General features: G+C 57.7%; 15 protein-coding genes. 3 read left to right on the top strand and 12 right to left on the bottom strand.

All coding sequences use genetic code 11. The features are described from left to right. Positions 1-180: 180 nt before the first annotated feature. The 9 genes from GGQ66_RS11905 to GGQ66_RS11865 all read right to left on the bottom strand — a co-directional run bounded on the left by GGQ66_RS11905 (position 181) and on the right by GGQ66_RS11865 (position 11,845). Complete coding sequence (locus tag GGQ66_RS11905) at positions 181-888, bottom strand: hypothetical protein (RefSeq protein WP_183792735.1); 708 nt, start codon at positions 886-888, stop codon at positions 181-183. A 380-nt stretch (positions 889-1,268) separates the two neighbouring features. Continuing rightward, the gene (locus tag GGQ66_RS11900) at positions 1,269-2,069 is read right to left on the bottom strand and encodes a metallophosphoesterase (protein ID WP_183792733.1); all 801 of its coding nucleotides are present in this window, start codon (positions 2,067-2,069) and stop codon (positions 1,269-1,271) included. Positions 2,070-2,197: 128 nt separating this feature from the next. Then, positions 2,198-3,310: a glycosyltransferase family 4 protein gene (locus GGQ66_RS11895; protein WP_183792731.1), complete on the bottom strand. Its 1,113-nt coding sequence runs from the start codon at positions 3,308-3,310 to the stop codon at positions 2,198-2,200. A 267-nt stretch (positions 3,311-3,577) separates the two neighbouring features. Then, positions 3,578-4,933, bottom strand: coding sequence for a glycoside hydrolase 5 family protein (locus GGQ66_RS11890; RefSeq protein ID WP_183792729.1), 1,356 nt, complete (start codon positions 4,931-4,933; stop codon positions 3,578-3,580). 190 nt (positions 4,934-5,123) lie between these two features. Next, entirely contained in the window at positions 5,124-6,560 is a 1,437-nt protein-coding gene (locus GGQ66_RS11885) for an SGNH/GDSL hydrolase family protein (protein WP_183792727.1), read from the bottom strand. 232 nt (positions 6,561-6,792) lie between these two features. After that, on the bottom strand, positions 6,793-7,986 hold the full coding sequence (locus GGQ66_RS11880) for a glycosyltransferase family 4 protein (protein WP_183792725.1): 1,194 nt from the start codon (positions 7,984-7,986) through the stop codon (positions 6,793-6,795). Positions 7,987-8,044: 58 nt separating this feature from the next. Further along, a complete protein-coding gene (locus GGQ66_RS11875) occupies positions 8,045-9,133 on the bottom strand; it encodes a glycosyltransferase family 4 protein (RefSeq protein WP_183792723.1) in 1,089 nt (362 codons plus the stop codon). 203 nt (positions 9,134-9,336) lie between these two features. Then, positions 9,337-10,656, bottom strand: a complete 1,320-nt coding sequence (locus tag GGQ66_RS11870; protein ID WP_183792721.1) for a hypothetical protein — start codon at positions 10,654-10,656, stop codon at positions 9,337-9,339. A 145-nt stretch (positions 10,657-10,801) separates the two neighbouring features. After that, positions 10,802-11,845 (bottom strand): acyltransferase family protein, encoded by a 1,044-nt coding sequence (locus GGQ66_RS11865; protein WP_183792719.1) that lies wholly within the window; start codon positions 11,843-11,845, stop codon positions 10,802-10,804. Positions 11,846-12,183: 338 nt separating this feature from the next. Here GGQ66_RS11865 and GGQ66_RS11860 point away from each other — a divergent pair, with 338 nt between their 5' ends. After that, the gene (locus GGQ66_RS11860; protein WP_183792717.1) at positions 12,184-13,251 is read left to right on the top strand and encodes an acyltransferase family protein; all 1,068 of its coding nucleotides are present in this window, start codon (positions 12,184-12,186) and stop codon (positions 13,249-13,251) included. A 247-nt stretch (positions 13,252-13,498) separates the two neighbouring features. Here the strand turns inward: GGQ66_RS11860 and GGQ66_RS11855 are convergent, their stop codons facing one another. Together GGQ66_RS11855 and GGQ66_RS11850 are read right to left on the bottom strand one after the other, a co-directional pair. After that, a complete protein-coding gene (locus GGQ66_RS11855; RefSeq protein WP_183792715.1) occupies positions 13,499-15,187 on the bottom strand; it encodes an AMP-binding protein in 1,689 nt (562 codons plus the stop codon). A gap of 45 nt (positions 15,188-15,232) precedes the next feature. Then, the gene (locus GGQ66_RS11850) at positions 15,233-16,249 is read right to left on the bottom strand and encodes an acyltransferase family protein (RefSeq protein ID WP_183792713.1); all 1,017 of its coding nucleotides are present in this window, start codon (positions 16,247-16,249) and stop codon (positions 15,233-15,235) included. 291 nt (positions 16,250-16,540) lie between these two features. Between GGQ66_RS11850 and GGQ66_RS11845 the strand changes: the two genes are divergently transcribed. Both GGQ66_RS11845 and GGQ66_RS11840 read left to right on the top strand, forming a co-directional pair. After that, positions 16,541-17,956, top strand: coding sequence for a hypothetical protein (locus GGQ66_RS11845; protein WP_183792711.1), 1,416 nt, complete (start codon positions 16,541-16,543; stop codon positions 17,954-17,956). Between the two features lie 97 nt (positions 17,957-18,053). Then, positions 18,054-19,007, top strand: a complete 954-nt coding sequence (locus GGQ66_RS11840; protein WP_183792709.1) for an endonuclease/exonuclease/phosphatase family protein — start codon at positions 18,054-18,056, stop codon at positions 19,005-19,007. Here the strand turns inward: GGQ66_RS11840 and GGQ66_RS11835 are convergent. After that, positions 18,959-20,056 (bottom strand): acyltransferase family protein, encoded by a 1,098-nt coding sequence (locus tag GGQ66_RS11835; RefSeq protein WP_183792707.1) that lies wholly within the window; start codon positions 20,054-20,056, stop codon positions 18,959-18,961. The genes GGQ66_RS11840 and GGQ66_RS11835 overlap by 49 nt on opposite strands. Positions 20,057-20,388: the final 332 nt, after the last annotated feature.

Here is a 20,388-nt window from a genome sequence, read left to right as displayed (position 1 = left end):
GTTGTTTCAGTCTATCGCCCACCGCAACGAAGAACACTGCGATCAAAGCACTGCATTCCACCCGTAAACTTTATCGCATCGGCATCCGCATAAAGGCAATATTAGATTTGTAAGACTTGAAACAAAATAATGGTCTGCGCGAGACTTTTCGCGCAGACGTGCCGTAAATGCCGCAAATCATCACGGTTGTTCAGTCGGGCTCGTGCTCGTCCTGAAATTCGTGGTTGCAGCGGAGAAATAGCTGACGCCAGAAGGCGCTGTTACGCCAGCCGTCTGTGTCACGCCGTTCAAGGCAGAGCCTACGCCGCCAGTGGGAAGCGGCGAGGGATTGTTCCCGGTAATGTCCGCCGCACCGCCTGCACCGGCGCCTCCGGCCTGACGGCCAGCCGCCGTAAGCAGAAGGTTGTCGAGGAATGCCTCAGACAGGGCAACCGGCGCTTCACGCGAAGTGGCCTGCGACTGAATGGACGCGGCCAGCAGAATGTTATCGCCGGACGTCTTCAGGGTCGATGCAGCCAGCGCCAAACCTTCGCCGAAGACTTCATCGAGCGGGATGGCATTTGCCTCTCTCGCCATGCTGATCAGCGTCGCCGTGTTGGCGGGGTCGGCCAATGCGAAGGCGGAAACGCTTCCTGCCAGCTTGACCGGTTCCCGATCAGCCGCAACCGTCATGCCCTTGAGAATTTCCACGATCAGCGTTTGCGACGTTTCGGGATTCGTTGCGAGGCCGGCAAGGTAGGGGAAGACCGTCGGATCGTTGACGAACAGCGCCGCGACCTTGTCCGAGAGCGTCAGCGGATCGGCAGCCTGTAGGCGCCCGAGAAAATCGCCGACGGTTTCGCCTTCGTTGCGCACGAGCGGTGCGGCGGCCGGCGCGGGTGCCGTCACTTGCGCGGGCGCCGTCTCCTGCGCCTGCGCTGAGGGCGACCAAGAACAAATTCCAGCCGATGCAATAATCGATGCAGCAGCAACTTGCGCAAAGAATGAACGAGACATTTTTCTGCACTCCTGTTTGACGAATGTACTTACACACAGGACCTGAGCGTTCAACCCGTTTTTTCGGGTTGTGCCGGCGCTTCAACTGTCAAAATTTGGGTGGCATTTTCGCAAAAAAAAGACGAAGTTCGGATATCCATTTGTTCGTAAACGATTTTTTAACGATCAGCAAAGGTGCCGCCGCTCGGCATCCTCAGCTTTCCCAAATTAAGTATATTGAAAGAATATCGCCTGGCGGCGGGAAAACGGACAATGAAGCCGCCTGTTTTATCTCAGCCCAGCAGATGGGCCCGCCCGCGCTCGATCTTGAGAACAGTCAATTGCCCTGTCGTTACGGCGTTCGTATCGATTCCGATACGGTTCGGTCCAAGGTCCAGATCATCGCTCGGCGTATGTCCGTGAATGACAGTGTAATCCATCCGGGGGCCTTCAGACAAAAACGGCTCCCGGATCCAGAGCATGTCCTGGTCGGTCTGGGCATTGAGCGCGATGCCGGGGCGCAGGCCTGCATGCACGAAAACGAAGTGGCTTGCGCGCAGCGAAATCGGCATGGCCTTGAGAAAATCGACATGTTCGACAGGAACGGACTCTTGCATTGCCCGGCGAAGATCCTCGGCCAGAAGCTTGCGTTTGGACATGAAGTAATCGATGTCCACGCCGTAGGAGAGGAGCGTGTCTCGGCCGCCATACTCAAGCCACCACATATTGCTGAGCGGATCATCCATGAAGTCGAGAAAAGCGGCTTCATGATTTCCGCAAAGGGCCAGCCGTCGCATGACGTCCGGAAGCGGCTTCAAGAGATGGGAAATGACTCCGGCCGAGTGCGGTCCACGATCGATGTGGTCGCCTAGGGTGACGATGAGCCCGCGATCACCGGTCTCGTTCAAGTCGGCTTCGATCTTTTTCTCGGCCGCGAGCAACAGGTCAAGTCGGCCGTGAACATCGCCGATCGCATAGATGGAGTAGGCCGGAATATCGTCCCCAAGATCGATCCGTCGCCTGCTTCGCGAAGCTGTGATGGCCGTCGTCGCGGCGGTGCGTGCGCCCAGTTTGTTGATAAACAACTTCAACATCAGCGATGCCACATGTGTATCAACCAAAATCCTCCTGCGTCGGCGTGCTCGCCAGTTTTCACTTAAACCGTGTCTTCATGCAAGTCACAACGGCAGGACGTATGGTCACGACGGCGTGTCGGTATCTTTCAAACGGCACTTCGTTCCGTTGAGGGCTGGACTGTGCCGATCATATGAACATAGACGCCGTCGATCTCGCGAACCATGCGGTCGGACGTGTAGGCCGAGAGGAAGCGTTGATAGGCCCGTTCGCCCATCGCCCTCAATTTCTCCTTGTCGAGGGCGGCAAGCACTTCATGCAGCGCCCTGTCGTCCTCGGGGGGGAAGAGAAAGCCGCAGTCGCCATTGCCGATGACTTCGCGAAGACCACCGACTGCCGATGCGGCAACCGGTTTGGCAAGCCGCATGGCCTCGACCGCGACGAGACCGAAACCCTCCCAGCGTGACGGCATCACAAGCACGTCGCAGCTTTTCATCTGTGCAATGACATCCTTGCGATCCAGCCAGCCGAGCTTTTCAACGCAGGACGGCATTTCATCCTGCAGGAAGTTGCTGCCGACGGCGACGTCGCCGGCCAGACGGACGCTGATCTTGTCTTCCAGGCCGACGACAGCCTTCAGAAGGATATCGACGCCCTTCTGGCGGTCCAGCCGACCGGCGTAAAGCACCTTGAGGCGTTTATCGTTCCATTCGGCAGGCTCGACATCCGGCGGTTCCGTGGCAATGCCATTGGGAATGAGGTGGAGGCGGCTCTCGCCGACCCCAAGCTGGCGACCGCGATCGAACTCATGACGCGAGATAACGATCGTCTCGTCCGAAAACAGGGCCAGAACACGCTCGGAAACCTGGGCGAACAACCGCATGGCGGGACCGCTCTTCATATCGACCGACCAGCCATGCGGGCAGAAGGCAATCTTTGCCATGCCTGCTGTCCGCAGCGAGCGCACGACGAGGCCGGCAATCGAAGAGTGAGCGTGGACGACATCCGGACGGAACGTAAACAGTGCCTGACGATACGCGCCGATCAAATGAAACGCGCCGGCCAGCCGTCTTGGCCGCGCGAAATTGATGATGACGGGGCTGACGTTGCTGATGGACGTTTCAAGATAGTCCATCTGCGAATCGGGAATAAGCAGAGCCACATTCTCCGCGCCGTATTTGCGGACCTGGTGAGGAATAAGCTCCGCCAGATAGGACCCCGTTCCGCCGATAATGCTCTCACAAACATGAAGTATTTTCATATGTTCCGAAGACTCTGCCGCTTTGAGCGTATTGATGTGACTGCTGATAGCAGCGCTGACTGTATATTTCCTGTCTCTCCACTACCATGCAAAAATCATGTCATTTTGAAAACAGTTCGAATAATTCAAAATTGAATCCTCAATTGCAACCTAGACTGAGTAGTTACACTCGCGATTGTTAAATCGGGGACGACATTCAATCAACGCGCCTAAACAGCCTGATTTTCAGGTTCCATGTCCCACTACCCGAGTGGGGTTGTGTCGGCCCTATTCGTCTCGCTGAAAATGCAATGCGACCCGTTCGACGCCTGCCACATCGAGGATCACGGGGTCATCGCCTATTTTAAAGGCGCCTTCGGATGGCTGGACCGATCCATTGCACAAATGCCTTGCAGCCACCGGCGCATCGCCGGCCACGCTCAGCCGCATGCCACGCTTTTGCGATGTGGTCCAAACCGCCATCCGCACGCCATCCGGTGTATCAACCTGCACCACGAAGAGATCGTTCGAGGGACGCTTGATCTCGAAACGTTTTGCCCCCTTCAGGAAACGTACGGCCTCGCGAACTGCACAGGCCTGGGGATGGGGCACGAAATCGTAGTCGTAAAGGCCGAAATTATCCTGAACGTCGTTCTCGTTGCGGCCGGAATCCTTCAACTCGTAGACCCAGGCACCCTTGAGCCACGGCGTGGCAGCCGACCAGAGCAGAAACTGGGCCATGTTGGCGGCGGCCATTTCTGGCGTGACACTGCAGCGGTGCTTGCCGGTCGGCCAGCCAAACTCCGTGACGTAGACAGGCCGAGGCGGCGCTCCGGGATTGAGCGTTTTCTGGAGGTTTTCGAGCCGGTCGATCATCTCGGTCGCGGTTCGCTTGCTCAGGTCGTCGTAGCACATGTTGTAGAGATGCACGGAAAGCGACGTACGGGCATCGGGCTTGAGTTCGTCGACCATCGCCTTCGTCCAGCTCCAGTCATGATCGTCACCCACCGCGCCGTAAAGGATCGTTGCCTTCGGCGCGTCCTTGATTGCCACCGGCAGCGCCGACTGCGCGAGTTTGGCGTAATAGGTCGCGGCACGTTTGTCTTCCGGCCCACCGGGGCCGCGCAGCATCGGCCTTCTGTCTTCCGCGTTGATGTTCCATTCGTTCCAGATTTCATACATCGGCGAGTAGGATGCGGTCTTTTGAACGACATCTGTAATGAACGCGTCGTACGAGGCTCGTCCGGCATCCGTCACCGGAGGATTGCCTTCCGGCACATTCGGATTGGAATGGCCAGGAATGAGAAGCGGGGTGAGCCTGGACGTCATCAGCATGGTCAGAAGCCTTGGCGGCAAAGTACCGCTTCTGCCGCTGCCTTCCGGATCGTAATCGATCCACGGAATATCGTCGCGATAGGAATCGACGCCCAGTTCCGCCAGGGGACCGACCGAGAGTGCGGGAACGTAGTTCCGCTTGCCCTGAATGCCGAAATGGGTCGCAACGCCCGTCAGCATCGGTTCTGAGCGTTCGGCGAGTGCCGTCCGTTCGACCGTGACGTCCAGATTGCTACTCGATGCTGCATCGCAGGAAGTCAGAGGAGCGATGCAAATCAGAATTGCAAAACTCATCCTGAAATAGTTCATTCGACATGCTCCATCTGGTGGCAATACTGATTTTACAGGCCTCGCGGCTAAAAATTGCGAACACATTCTGGAAGTAAACCGGAGTTTCGCGGCAATGACGAGGCAAAATCGTTTCGCACATGCGTTTTTTATGTGGCGCCAACCGGCGTTCAGGGTCGAGGGCTCAAGTCAGTATTGCGGATTTTCCTGCTCAGGCGGCGATCGCCGGCACGGCCGCAACCTTTTCGAAGCGGGGCCGGCGAACGCGAACCGTCGCGGACCCGGCACCGGTAAACTTCACGTCCAGCGCCCGGCAAACCAGCCAGTTGATACTGTCATAGGCCGGAACGGTCGCGACCTCGGTCGCGTCTTCCAGAACGAGATGCTCTGAAGACGGATAGGCGCCGTAGGAACCGGTTTGATGGCATCCGTGGGTGAAGAGCGAGGAGGTGACGCCGGTTTTCACGGTATTGACTTCCATCGCTGGCGCGGCGGCGCCAAGATTGACGGCGCCCGGCATGATTTCCACGGTCGAGAAGCCACGCAGATTATCGCCCGCCAGCACCTTGCCGGCCGCCGATGTCACCTCATACTGGAAGAAGATGCCCCCCGCATTGGTCGTATTGATGACGAATTCCACGTAACGGCCGGCCATGTCCTCGCCGACATTGATGGTGAAGGTCGTGGTCGAATCCGACGAACGTCGAGTGGCCGCCCAACTGGTTGGAACCCCCGCCAGCGCCCCGCCGGACGGATTGAACCCAAGCGTGCCGCCAGCTCCCAGCGTTCCGGTCGTGCCGGAAAAATCGGGATACGTCAGAAGTTGCGAGGAAAGGTTCGATGAATAGCGTACCGCACCATCTGCGTAGAAAGATGGCAGGTCAGGAATGGCCTTCCTGACGATTTCCGCCAGCCGCTTGCCAACCGCAACGGCACCGGGAACGGCTTCATGAACGAGCACCCCGCTGTCATTCATCATATGGCCCGCGCGGAAAGCATAGAGCGCATTGGTTGTGTTCAGCGGATCGCGCAGCGGCTCCCGGGTTTCCAGAAGCCACATACGGCGGCCGTAAGGCAGCATGCCAATCTTGCGGTTCGTATCCTCAAACAAGGCGATCTGCGCTGCGTTGGCATTCGATGAACCGTGCAGCGTGCGGAAGATGCACTGGATACCGCGCGCCGTGCACGTATCGATCAACCGGGCCGCGTTGGCGACCACATTATCCGCCACGTTCGCCGGCGTCACGGCCACGCCGCTTACCACATCGGTGTAGCTGCCCTGGGCCACGTCGTTGGTGCCCATCGTGAAGATGATCGTACCGGCATTCGATGCATCGAGCGAGCCGTCCTCGACATCGGACAGGAAGCGCTGCAACACCTCATCGCTGCGCCACCCGGAGACGGCCCGTTTCATCACGTAGATCATGCGCTGGCCGGAGAGCGCGTTTGCGATATTGATGCTGTTGAAGGCGGCCCGTCGCAGGCGCACGCCTGGGTCCATGAAGGTCTGGGCGACCAGACTGTCGCCGTAGAGTGCGACGAGGTTCGGGCATTTGTTGACACCCTGAAGGCCTGCAATGCCGGCCGCATTGATGCCCAGTACGGCTTTCAGGTGGCGTTTGGCGATGTATTCGATTTCACCCGTCATCTTTTTTCCTTTCGGCATGGGACGGGGAAAGGATGGCATTGCGATCCGGGCCGGGAGCAAAATGACGGCGTCGATAGAGCTTGAAACCGCAAAGGGAACATTGCGGACATACGGCGCGCTTTGTTTTACAATGGCTTAGCGCCATGCTGGCCGGCAGGCAAAAATCCACGAAGGAATTTTTGCGCCGCTTTATGCCCCGCTCGGGCTATCGGGCAAAAAGCGTACGCGAAAATCAGGGCTGCAAATCGGAATAGATCTTACGATAATCATCGATCAGATCGGAGAATGCGCGCCGCGACGAGGCCTTGTCCACAAGGGCGGCTTCCGCGTCGGCGAGCAGCTTCGGTTGTTCGATGAGCCGCTTTAATATCCCGGCCAGAGCGTCGACTTCCGGGGGGACGATCCAGCCGGTAACGCCATCCTCGACGCCTTCCGAAATGCCGCCGCGGTTGCTGCCGATGACCGGTCGGCCAGCCGCCAGCGCATCCAGAACCACAAGCCCGGCCGGTTCTTCCCAGATCGAAGGTGCGACGCTCAGATGGACCTGCGCATAGAAATCGACCGGGGAGACAAAGCCGAGGAAGTCCATGCTGACCGCCGGGGCAAGCTGGCGAAGCCGTTCCTGATCTTCCGGTGACGCGGTGCCCGCGAGCTTCAGTTCGATGCTGCCGGCCGGCAAGAGGGCCGCCGCTGCGACAAGCAGGTGCAGGCCTTTTTCCTCCGCAAAGCGGCCGATATAGCCGACTTTGAGCACGCCTTCATATGGCATCGGCGGCAGAAGCGAAATGGCTGGATTGGCAACGTTGTGCACGACATGGGTCGGCAGGTTCGGCGCAAAGATGCCTTCCTGCTGATGGATCGCCAGGGTCCGGTGACTGACGCTCGTCACCGCATCGAGATCGCGGGTGCGTTCGCGCCGGTTGGTCGTCAGCAAGCGGCAGGAGCCGCAGCTCGTTTCGCAGACCTGGCCGTCCTTGAACCGGGAACAGCGCGGACAGATCAGGTAATAGTCATGGAGCGTATGCACGACCGGAATGCCGAGCGCCCGGGCCACATGCCACATATCGGTGCTCAAGCCATTGAATGTGTGGGTGTGAAAGATATCCGGCTTCACATCCTTCAGGATCGCCTCAAGCTCGCTTGGAGCGCGCCAGCGGTCGTCGATCACATGCCATGCCATACGCATCAACGGGTTGGTTTTCGGCGCGAAGGGCGGGTAGAGATTGCGGATCGGCACGAAATAAACGCTGACCCCGTTGGCGTCTTCGCGCCTGTAGTGACCGTCGAGGGCAATGCGCACCACCGATACGTCGTCACCCGCCGCGACCAGCCCCTCGGCAAGCTGCCGGGTGAAGACCTCCGCGCCGCCCATGATGCGGGGCTCGGAGGGCGTCGGATAAAGTGCGGCGGCAAGGACTACGCGCATGAATTCACCCTTCGGGCAATGGCGGGAACGAACAAACCGGCTCGGGAAGCCGGTCCGTTCACATCATCGAGGCGACGGCATTCAGGAGCTTCGACGCACTTCTGGACCAGCGGAAGTGCGACAGCGTATCGGGCGCATTGGCATAAGCCCGCATCAGGATCGAACGGTCGGTAATCACATCCTGCAGCACCCGCTCCAGGTGGGAGCGGTCCAGCGGGCTGAAATAGATCGCGCTCGCCCCGAAAACTTCTTTCAGCACATCGATGTCGCTGACGAGGATCGGTGTGCCACAGGCCAGGGCCTCGAGCGGCGGAATGCCGAAGCCTTCGTACAGGCTGGGGAAGATCAGGGCATAGGCATTGCGGTAAAGGGCGGCGATCGCTTCGTCGGAGACGCGCCCGGTATAGATGATGTTCGAGGCTTCGACGGTCTTCGCGCCCGCGAAAACCTTCGAATTCTGTCCGCCGGAAACCACCAGCTTGAGACCGGGTGGCGCCACCTTGAGGAAGGCATCGACGGCAAAGTCGATATTCTTGTGCGGTGCCCGCGAGCCGAGGATGAAGAAATAGGAACCAGGCCGCAGGTCGAACTCCCTGAGGATGGTATTGTCCGGCTGGACCCGTAGAATGTGTTCATAGCCGTTCGGCACGACCGTTATGCGGTTTTCCGCAACGCCAAGAACGCGGGAAACCTCCCGTTTGGAGAAGTCCGATACTGTTGCGATGCGGGCCAGGCGTGAGCACACCTTGTCTATGATCATGTGGACGAGGCGGTAGGCTTTGGAGAAATACTGCGGGTAGCGGTAGATCACAGCGTCATGGATGACCAGCAACTGCCGCATCTTGAAGAGGGGCGCGCCGTTGGCCAGATTGATCAGGAAGCCGTCCCGCGCCAACCAGGGCAGGCAGACCTGTTCCCAGAGATGGCCGTTGAAGGGCCCGCTTGCCCGCTGCTCGATATGCTTGAGCGGCAGAAGGTCCTTGCAGACGCCCGGCATGAGGAGGACGATGTCGTAGGACTTTCTCAAGTCGGGATCGGCGTCCAGCAGTCCGTCAAGATGGGTCACGATTTCGCGCGCATAGCGCTCGACACCGGTCACCGCGCCCGTCAGAAACCGGCCGTTGATGTAAATTCGTCTTTTCTTCACGCAATATTCCCCGCAAAAGTCGATTTACCCAATCACAGCGGCATGGGGCGGTCCATAGCCCGTCGCCGCTCGGTTTCCAGCGAGCATGTGTCAGGCCGGGAGCAATTCATCAGGAAGTTTCCCGTCTCGATACCCGCTGTACAAGCCGAACGCAAGCAACGAGAACGTTTGTTGCCGTTCAGCCATGCCGGGTTTGGCCGAAACTATTCGGCCGGTCGCCCCAGCGGCCTGAACGAAGCGAGTGAATCGGATGAACCGAACCTCTGCAGGATTGGCTTCAACCTCAATTCAGTTCGGGAGCGGAGGGCGAATACATCGCTGAACATGTAACCGAACATCATCGTCGCAAAGGACGGGCCGTAACACTGCACCGTAATGGAATAGATATTGAACAGGAATATCACGGCGAGCTTGGAGGTATCCCGCGACATGCCGGCGCTCTTGTACTGCGCGATGAGAATGAAAATCGTCGACGGCCCCATCATCAGCAATGTCATCAGATAGAAATTGTCGAGCGGGATGTAGAGCTGGGCATATGACGTATAGTAGATCGGATAACACATGCATCCCATGCCGCAACCCGTGAAGATGGTCCAGGGAAACATCTCCGCCATCAGTATGTAGGGTTCCTGCCAGGTGTTGTTGATCCGGTCCTGAAGGCTGAACAACTTTGGACTGATTTCCGTCAGGTCCATGCCAGCCGTAAAAATGATGAGCACAACGGGCACGAGAATGAAGAGAAACGAGAAGCGCGCCACCTTGCGCATGACGAAGATGCGGCGTTCGTTGTTACCGAGGAAATACTGGAACAGGTAAAGCAGGATCGCAATAAAGAACACGCCTGTGGCGGTCTTGCTGGTCGACGTGTTCAGCGCCCAGTAAATGATCGGCCAGGACACGACGTTGACCAGAAGCCTGTGCTGTCGAGCCAACAGCATATAGAGGAACGCGCAGAAATAGCCGGCCATCGTACTGTCGCCCGCGAGGCCACCATAGCGCACGATGCCGCCTTCCACCCACCAAAGGCGCGTCGCCTGACGTTCCACGCCGAGCGTGTTGAAGGTCTGCCCGACCCATGGATACGAGATATAGGGGTTGAGGATCAGGCCGATCACCGACGCCACAAACACGACGTGGAGAATGATGTTGGGCCATTTCCGTTCTTCCAGCACGGTGCCGCTCAGCGACATGCCGGCCAGAAGGGGCAGAAACATCTTGATCGAGGAAAAGAAGCCGCCAATGGTGTCGTTGGTCGTGAATACGCTCACCACAAGGGAGAAGACGAAGGAAAGGCAGATCGCGATCCCAAGCGGATTTCGCCGCGAAAACTGCTGGATGAAGAAGATGATCGTGGCGCCCATCGCGAATGCGTCCACGACGAACCACAGAAAATCGAGATGCACCAATGAAAACGCATAGCGCATCACGCCGGACATACTGTCGCGAACAGCGAACAGCATGAACGTCGTTATGAGATAGGCGCTTACAAGTGTTTCCGCCTTCTTCTTGGAAATCCGAATCATGGAGAGATATGCCTCTTGACCAAGGTTCGCCTCAGCTTGTCACAACTTTTGACGTGAACCGTCCTGACCCGGCCAGCATCACTAATGATACATGCGATACATCGGGATGGAAAGCGAGAAACGGTAACTTGCTCGACATCGGACCTCACCGCGTTGTCTCGGAAGGTGCTGGCATCGCGCTGTTTTTCGGTTTCGATGACCGGAACATCTTGAGAACCGGTTTTTCCACGTATTTGTGGAAGACGATCGAGGCGGCGATGCAAATAACTACCGAAACCGCGAAGTAAACCAGGCGGACGGCTAAGAACTCATGGCCGCCGAACGTATCCAGCACGCGGGTCACGACCGAAAGAAGCGGGAAGTGAATGAGGTACAGGGAATAGGACGCCTGGGCCAGCAGCAGAACAAAAGCGCTTTCGCCAACGGGCTTGCGCAAGAACCAGACGAAGAACAGCGCCGCGCCGATGCCGTAGCCGATATTGTTCAGCCAAAGGGGTGTGGCGAAGGCGCTGCGGCCGATGCAGGTGAGCAGGAAAAGCCCGATGCCGGCGGCCCCCACCAGTCCCCGGAAGGGTACGTCAATCTTGCGGACATGGATATGGGCGAGCCCGATGCCGGCGAGAAACAGAAAGTTGTTGGTGTTGAATACAATCTTGAACGCCGTGCCGCGCTCCATGAACGGACCGATGATCAGGCCGAGAGCGCACCAGGCCAAAAGCAGCGACCATCCAAGGGAGCGCTTCCATATCCAGACCGCGAAAATGACGTAGAAGAGAACTTCGTGGCGCAGCGTCCAGGCAACGGACAGGACCCTTTCCTTGGCGAGCGGGAAAGGGAAGTAAATTCCAAGATAATCGATGAAACCGGCGACGTTCGGCGTCAGACCGGCCTTGGCGGTGACGAAAAGAATGGTGGCGACGATCCACAATGGTATGAGGACGCGCGTCCAGCGCTTGTGAAAGAACGACCTGACATTGGCCAGACTTCCCTCGGGATCGCCATGGTGAATGAGATAGATGACGAAACCGCTGATAACAAAGAAGATCTGGACGCCGCTGTCGCCGTTGATCAGGAAGTGCAGGGTCGATTCACCCATGTATTTTGGACGGGCGAACGTCACCTCGACATGAAAAAGAAGCACCAGAATTGCAGCGACGGCGCGCGCATACTCAATCTGTAGAATTCTCATTCCTGCTCCACCACGTTTCGCTTTCGCCACTTTGCCCGATCAGGCCACAGCAGGCAATTCACTCATTTGCGCTTGCTAAGATGGACGCCGGTGCAGCATGGCATGTTTTTCGCCTTAATGCTGCGCCGCCCATACAAATATCGAACTAAACTTCTAGATCGAAATTGTCTGCGAGCAAGCCCAAATGCTCTCACACTTCATCTATACGCCCAGGAAATGAACTGGAAACTGGCCTCGTTTTTCTATAGCCTGACGGAAATTCGGGGTGCCGGGATTGCAATGACTTACTTGACTGTTGCAACGCACGATATTTGTAAACTGGGAAGGAATGCAAAAGTATGGCAGAGAACGCAAAGCCTTCATCTCCTCGTTTTGCCTATATCGATTGTGTTCGCGGTCTTGCTGCTGTCTTCGTGCTGATGCAGCACACCCTTGAATATGCCGGTTTCATCAATGTTCTTGGAAAAGGTTCGTATAACCTGATTGCCAATTTCGGGCAGGCCGGGGTCTTTGCCTTCTTTCTCGTCAGCGGCTTCGTCATTCCCTTCAGCCTGGAGCGGTCGAAATCCGCGAGAGACTTCTGGATCAAGCGCCTGTTGCGCATCTATCCCCTCTATCTCTTCATGTTCGCCATGACGTTCCTGGTGTTCACCTATGTCGAGGGCATACCATTCGAGCGACCGCTGCTGACTATCCTCGGGCAGCTTGTCTTCATCAATGCCTGGGTCGGCTTTCAGGATTATGTCGGCGGTTCGTGGACGCTGGTCATCGAATTCACCTGGTATGTTGGCCTCTTCATCTGGTGGCGCTTGACCGGCGGCATTCATGCGAAGAAGTTGCTGATCGTTGCTTTCGTGACCGCAGTCACGGTTTCCACGATTGCCATCGTCTATCCCACGCGCATTCCGCTCGGTAGTCTCGGCAATCTGTTGGCCTGCTGCTGGGGCCTGTTCATTCTTGAGTATACGAAGGGCAGGTTCAGCCTGCGGCAGTTCTGGCTGGTGAACGGTGTTTTCGTGCTGGTCTGCGTATTTGTTCTTTATGTCGGTTTTGGCCTGCGCCCCGTGGCGCGCCTCGGTGAAATGGTCAATTTTCCGATTTTCGTGGCGTCCTGGACCATTGGCGCGGCGACCTTTTTCTTCTTCTATCTGTTCCGCAATTCTCCAGCCATCTGCAACAGATACCTCGTGCTTCTGGGTTCGATCAGCTATTCGGTCTATCTCGTACACCCGCTGCTTCTGCATGTGCTGTCGCGCTATGGGGTTGTCGGTTTTCCGTTCGTTTTCATCGGCATTCCAGCCACGATCGCCATTGCCACGCTGACCTATCGCTACATCGAGCAGCCGTTCATTCGTATCGGTCACGGGAGGAAGGCGGCTCCTCAGCCGAACCCCGTCAAGGCATGATGCACTCTGCCGGCCCGCTGCGAGGCGGGCTGGGCATTTGTTTGTCATATTGAAAATTGAATATGGTGCCGCCGATTACTCGCACCAGGACGGGCGAACATCCAGTCTGGGAAGAGCACTCTCGGCGCGCCAGTGCATTGCTGACCGGCCGCCGATTTGTGTGACCGGCGATCATATAACCCGTGATTGAAGGCCCATCAGGCGGGTGCCGACCACGGTTCCGCCTGCCGACCGCCTTGGTCGAGGCTTAAATGTTTTCGACCTCGACAACGTGGGCGAGATAAGCCTTTTCGAGTTCCGCGACAGTCATTTCCTGCCAGTTTTCCGGCAGTTCGCCACCGAACATCTCTTCCATTTCGATGGCCAGGGACACGAAGGTCAACGAATCCACGGCGAGATCGATAAAGCGCTTTGCCGGCGTGATTTCACTTCGCGGCAACATGGTCTCGTAGATTTCGGAGATCGTGTTCCACGATGGCTGGTTCAGGCCAAGGATCTCCTTGACGCTGTTGAATATCTTGCCGATGAAGGTGCTTTCCGGCGGTTCCTCCGGCGCATTTGCCTCCTGCAGGATGCGGCGATAGTCATATTTTCCACTCGCGAAGACGGGCAGCTTTTCGTAGCTCTTCGTCTTGAAGATGTGGTCCGGCAGGTTGAAGCGCTTGGCAAGCCCGGCGATATCCGGGGCATTGGTCGTTGCCGACGTCTCTTCGATGGCGATGATGATGTGGCGATCATCCCCGGTGACCGCGCAGACACCCTCGAACACGCGCTTCAGATAGCTCTGGACTTCATCGAGATTGACGCGAACGCCGAAAGGCTTCACGAAACGGGATGCACGCCCGACGATGAAGAAGAGGCCGTGATCACGGATTTCGGCCAGGTCGCCCGTTTTCAGTCGCTCCGGCGTTTCATCCGTCGCAAGTTCCTCGGGTGAGGTGGCGTAGCCGAGCATGACATTCGGACCTTCGTAGGCGAGTTCGCCTTCCCGGTCGGTCTCGGTGATTTCATCGCCTTCCTCATCGATGAGGTAGAGACGACCGCCGGGGATAGCCTTGCCGATCGAGGCCGGGAACTCAGCGGCCAGTGCAGGCGGCAGATAGGAAATGCGCGGAGCGGCCTCGGTCTGACCGTACATAACGTAGAAGCGAGCGCCTGCTGCCTCGAACTTTTTTGCAAACTCCTGCACGAGACCTGCTTCCAGCTTGCCGCCGGCCTGGGTTGCATAGCGCAGTGACGGGTGCTTTTCGGCCCGGAAGCCGCTATGCTTGAGCGTCTCGAATGTGTAGGGCACACCGGCAAAACTGGTCGCCTTGTGTTGGTCGAACTCGTGCCAGAAGGTTTCTTCCATCACCGCAAACTGGGTCAGAATCAGCGCGCCGCCGCAGGCAATATGCGAATTGATGATGGACAAGCCGTAGGAATAGAAGGGTTTGAGGTGCTGGAAGGCGCGTTCGTCGGATTTCAGTTCGAGATATTCGGCAATCGAACGGGCATTGGAATCGATATTGCGGACCGAGAGCTTGACGAATTTCGGCGAACCGGTGGAACCGGAGGTGGACAAAAGGACGGCAAGATCGGGATGCAGCACAATCGGTGCTTCGTTGACGGTGCGGACGGAGCGCTGGCCGTCGATCACGATGTTCGGCTTGTAGAAATCGACCAGTTCCTGCACCTTGGGCGATGACAGGTCTTCCAGCAGGTAGACGACATGGCCGCCTTGCAGACATGCGAGGTAATCAACGATGGAACCGATGTCGTTATGGGCCTCGATAAAGACGAGCTTGCGGGTGGTGCCAAGATCGGACTTGCGGGCATCCACCCGCGCGGCCAGATCCAGGTAGGAGAGGGTTTCACCCGTGTCGGCAACGATCAGGGCCGGTGCGTCACCAAAGCGGCCGAGATCTTGGAAGAAAGGTTTCCGGTCTAGCTGCATTTTGCATTTCCTTCCAGCAAGGGCTTCCCGAGTCGGGTCGGCGCCTCAACCACCGATAATGTACCGGCTCTTGTCACGTGTGATGAGTTTTAGAACGACATAGACCGCAAGACTCATGACGATAATCGCAAGGAACGTCGCGATAATCACGATGACTTCGATAAATGGATTTTCGATCGCTGTAATAAGGCCCGCGCGACGCAGCACGGCGCGCTCGAGTGCCGAAAAATATCCGTGAATGAAGAATATGAAGAAGCTGAGCCGCGCAAACATGTCGAGTATGGCGTTTCGGCGGTCAAGATACTGTGCGAAGAAGACGGTGAGGAGCACGGTCAAAGGCAGATAGAAAAGCATCGTGCTGGTTGCGCCGTCGACCATCGTCGTGTCGTACACAGTAAAATAGAAGATGATGTAGATCGCCAGATACCCTGCCAGAAGCCAGCCGCTGATTGGCTTGAGCTTCAGAAGCGTTTGCAGGTGCACATGTGAAGCGATCCCGAGCAGATAGGACGGCAGGTAGAACACGAAGGATTGCAAAGGATTGCTGTTGCCCGGCGGGCGACCGACGATGAATGCGATGATCGTCGTGAGGAGAATGGCAGGGATCAGCAAATTCGAGCGTGTAATAAACTTGAAAGCCGGGGAAGCGATGAAATAGAGCACCACCATGGGAATGAACCACAGCGGCCCGAGGGCTGCCCCCATGGCAAGAATATAAAAATACTGTACTACGGGATTAAAGTTATGGCGCAGCCATTCAAGGTCTATCCAGCCATGACCGTTCTTTATCCCAATCAAGTAAGTCAAGATCGCCGGAGTGGCGATGAAAATATAAGGAAGTATGACGGAGAGAAACTTGTTCTTGAGGTAGGGCCCGTACTCGTAACCATCGAGGGTCGATGAAAACAGATACCCGGCAATGAACATGAAGACGACTGTGCCGTTACCCAGTACGTAGTCAAGAAAATAGCCGACATCGCCAGGCTGGGGAACCGCCGAAATAGCATGCGTAAAGACGATCAGCAGGATCGCCACGCCTCTAAGGTTGTTGATGAATTGCATGCTATTCCCTAAATCTTTGAAGATGTTTAACGAAACTTTGTCTTTTCGTTACCCGTGGGCGAGCACATAGTCAGTACGCTTCCCGATCATTGACGCAGATCGCACGGCAAATAAACATTGCGTCGCAACATTGGTCAAGCACCTTGCGGATTATAGGTGCAATACTGCAACCGCAGAATTGGAAGTGCTATGCAGACGTGCAGAAGAACATTCCTTTCGTTTTCGCTGGCGGCTTTAGCTTTGCCAGTCATGGCGAAAGCGGCCAGACCGCGTCGTGTCGGACTGGTCCTGTTGACCGGCAATTCGCATTCGATAGGCTGGGCGCAAAGACAGGCGGGGGATCGATTTTCCTCACGGGTGTTGCAGGTTGACCGCAACGGACAGCTCAATGGCATCACTGCGGGCATTCTCAACGCCGGCGACAAAAACCCGGCATTCGGCAACGAGTCGGTTGGCCCTTCGCTTTCCTTTCTGAACGGCCTTGCGGCGCAACGACCGGATCTTGATGCCATCGTGGCCGTGGCGCGTGGACAGGGGTCGACCGGGTTCGTGCGCGGAAAATGGGACCCTGCGGAAGCGAACCGCGGAAATCTGCTGCAATCGGCGCTTCGCCGCTGGAATTCCGCTTATGTTGCGCTGCTTGCCCTTGGCTGCGAGGTCGAACCGATTGCCGCCGCGCATCTGTCGTCGCGACCTGACGTGGACACATCCGATCCCGTCAGCCTGACGGAGAGGGCACGTGAATACGCGTTGCACGTCGATGCCTATGTCGACTTCGTTCGCGCAAACCTCAAAGCCGTACCGCCCGATTTTCCTGTTATCATCTCGGCGGCAATGACGCAGATGCAGGTCAGAATGCTGGGGGCGCCCGCGCTGACCTTTCTGTCGTCGGCGCATGGGGTTGCCTGGCGCAAGGCGCGCACCTGGTTCATGGACCCCATCAACGACTGGGGGGATGGCGAGGCCGCGAACCTGCCGGTTCACTCTTTCGACGGGACGCATGCGGATCGCAACGGCGTGTTGACGGAAGGCCGTCTGCTGCTTGCCGGCTTGCAGAAGGCGCGGGATAATCGCGATCCGCGTCTGCCATTTTCCGGTTTGCCGGAAACGGCCCGGCTTTTGTCGCTCTACGATTTCCGGGCGGGCGGTCTGACCGATCTGGCCGGCCGCGAGGATATTGAGCAGGGTGGTGCGACCCCTGATATCGTTGGCTTTTCCTCGGTGTTCGGAACTTTCGCGTTTCACCGGGACGGCCCTGGTGGCAGTGGCTATCTGCGCCGCGCGGCGCTGCCTGCGCGTTTTTCGATCGTGCTTCGCCTTTGCTTCGCGGATACAAGACGGGCACATACGCTCCTGACGACAGGGGGGCCTCTGGAGCGACCGCTTCTCGTGGTTGCGTCGGGTGCTCTCGTCGTGCCGGGTCATGGTGGCGAAATCGCCGTGCCGCTTACCGCAGATGACAATCAGCCCGTGACCGTGGCCCTGACCTGTGACGGTAAGCAAATGTCGCTCATTGTCGATGGCGTCGTGCAAGGCCGTGTCGCGGCACCGGCAGATGCGGTCGAGTCCTTGAGGCTGTTCCCGGCGAATGCCACTGCAGATGTCGATTTTCGGGGGCAGGTGCAGTATGCGGCGATTTTTGACGACGCGGTTTCGCCCGATCTTGTCGGAATGCTCGCCAGGGCGCGATTTGCGCCCTCCCGGTGAGGCACGGAAAGCAAGATCTTTGGCGGTGCAGTGCCTTCCGTGATATCCCGCACCGCCGCAAAATCCGATGTTGCGTTCAGACCTGCGAGGAAAATGAATGCGAACTGCCCTCTGTCACTCCGCCCTCACGCTTGTCACGCTCGCACTCGTTCTTCTCGCTTCCCGCTTCTTTCTGACCTCCGGCATCGTTGCGGTCGCATTCAGCCTGCATTTGCATATCGCTGTCCTGTGCGTCGTGGCCTGCGCGCTTGCCCTCGTGCTGCGGCGTGGCTGGTATGGCTGGCTGATGTTGTCTATCTCTCTCGGCATGGTCGGTTACGGTGTGATTCTGATGCAGAGCCACGCTCTTCCGGCCGCCACTGCCAGCGATGGCGCGGGTGGTGTGCCGTTTCGTGTGCTGTCGTTCAACGTCCTCTTCACGAATGACGAGGGCGGTAGCGAGGTGGCCGATATCGTGCTGGCGTCGGGTGCAGATGTGGTATCGTTGATGGAGGCGGGTCCGGTGCGTCCGTATCTGGACCGTTTGCGCGTGGCCTATCCCTATCAGCTCGGCTGTTCAACGACAGGACCCCGCTCCTGCGACCTGGTGTTGTTATCCAGGCATCCGTTCCGCTCGGCGGAACTGGGAACTCTCAGTAATCTTTGGCCTGAGCGGCTTGCGCTTGCCGTTATCGATCTCGCGGGAAGGCCCGTCAATATCGTGGCGGCACATCTGAGCAAGCCCTATTACGATGACTACCATAACAGGGAGGCGCGCCGTCTTGCCCGGCGTCTGGAAAAACTGGACGGGCCGCTCGTGCTGTCTGGCGATTTCAATGCTTCGGTTCTCGCGCCCGACATGCAGGGCCTGTTGCGGCGAACCGGCTTGCGCACGCTTCCCCTGGAGCCGGCAACCTGGCCTGTGGGCGCGGCACCCGTTGGACTGGCGATCGATCACATTTTCGCCCGGCCGCCAATGCGGCTGGTCAAGGCCGGGCGCATCGGCCCGGCCGGTTCGAACCATTACGGCTTGATCGCCGACATGCTGCTTTTCGAATCAGCGGGAGGCTGAACGACCGGCTTGCCGCGCGGACGACGCATCACATAGCGCTCGAGGGCTGGCATGATGGCCACCGAGATCAGGGCGCAGACGATGGCAATCGCCAGCGCGATAAACGGCAGGGCTAATTGCTTTGCCGGCCAGGGCACCATTCCCAGTGGTCCCTTCAGTTCCTTCACGGCATAGATGTGAATGCAGAAGATGACCAGCGAGTGCGTCGAAAGAAGATCGGCGAGTTTGGTACGCGGCACAAGCAGGCAAAGGGCTGCTACGGCCATCGTGCCCAGAAACGCAGCCAGCAGATAGATCAGATTATTACGTCCGAACTCCATGATATTGATGTTGGCTGTGCCGTTTTTCAGGGCAAGCGCCGCCATGGCGAGGGCAGCCACAACACCAATCGGCACAAGCATCCAGCGCTGGATTTCGATGCGTCCAACTGGGCCTTCGAGCGAGCGGCGGAACAGCAGCCCCGCGCCGACAAAAGCAAGGCCGACGCCCGTTGCGTCCAGCGCCCAGGGCAGGCGCGGTCCGCTATAGTTCGTCGTAAAGAGGAAGAGTGCGATGAAGACCGGTATGCGGGCGAGCGTCGGCAGCCGCATGGTGGCATATAGCACGAGGAACGTGGAAACGAGGAACGGCAGATACCAGATCGGCCCGTTTTCATGCAGGAAACGGTCACCGTCCGCCTGTGTTCCGTAAATCGATTGCCAGATCGCTGTCAGCACGCTGTCGATTTCGACGTGGAATTTACGCCGCAGCACGATCCAGATGATGATGGAAAACACGCTCACGACGGCATATAGCCGGGCGAACGGGAAGACATACTTGCCGAGAAAGTCTCTGAACGTCGTGGCTTCCAGCCGTGAGGACAGCATGAAGCCGGTCAGGAAGAGGAAGGCTGGCAGGTGAAAGGCGTAATCGATCGTTTTCACCCTGTACCACAAGGCCGCGAAATGCCCGAGCACGACGAGGACGATCAGCAGCGCTTTCGCATTGTCGACCCAGACGATGCGCTTTGTCGCGCTGTCCGCACTCAGGAGAAGGGTTTTAAGTTGCATCTGGCGTCCTGCAAGTGAGGGTGGCGGGCGGGCGATGGCGGTGTCTGTCCGGTCGCGGCACATCGGCGTCGACCGGATCTGATCGTAACAAAGCATTTGTCGCGATCAACAGCACAATAAATTGAGACGGTTTGATGACGCCGCTATCGAGGCCCTCATTTAGAGTCTTGCGACCAGACGAACCACGCCATCGGCTGGCAAAGATACCATCAACGGAACGCCAGGTCCTCCGCTATCGATGCGGGCAAACAAAGCACGGTAGTTCTGCGTCGTCGTCCCACGGCCAAGACGAGGCAGAGTGAGGGCGCATGTTACAGAAATCGAGATTTGAG

The sequence above is a fragment of the Allorhizobium borbori genome (genome assembly GCF_014196535.1).
In the GTDB taxonomy this organism is placed as follows: Bacteria; Pseudomonadota; Alphaproteobacteria; order Rhizobiales; family Rhizobiaceae; genus Ectorhizobium; species Ectorhizobium borbori.
This window is presented reverse-complemented; position numbering and strand designations above follow the sequence as displayed.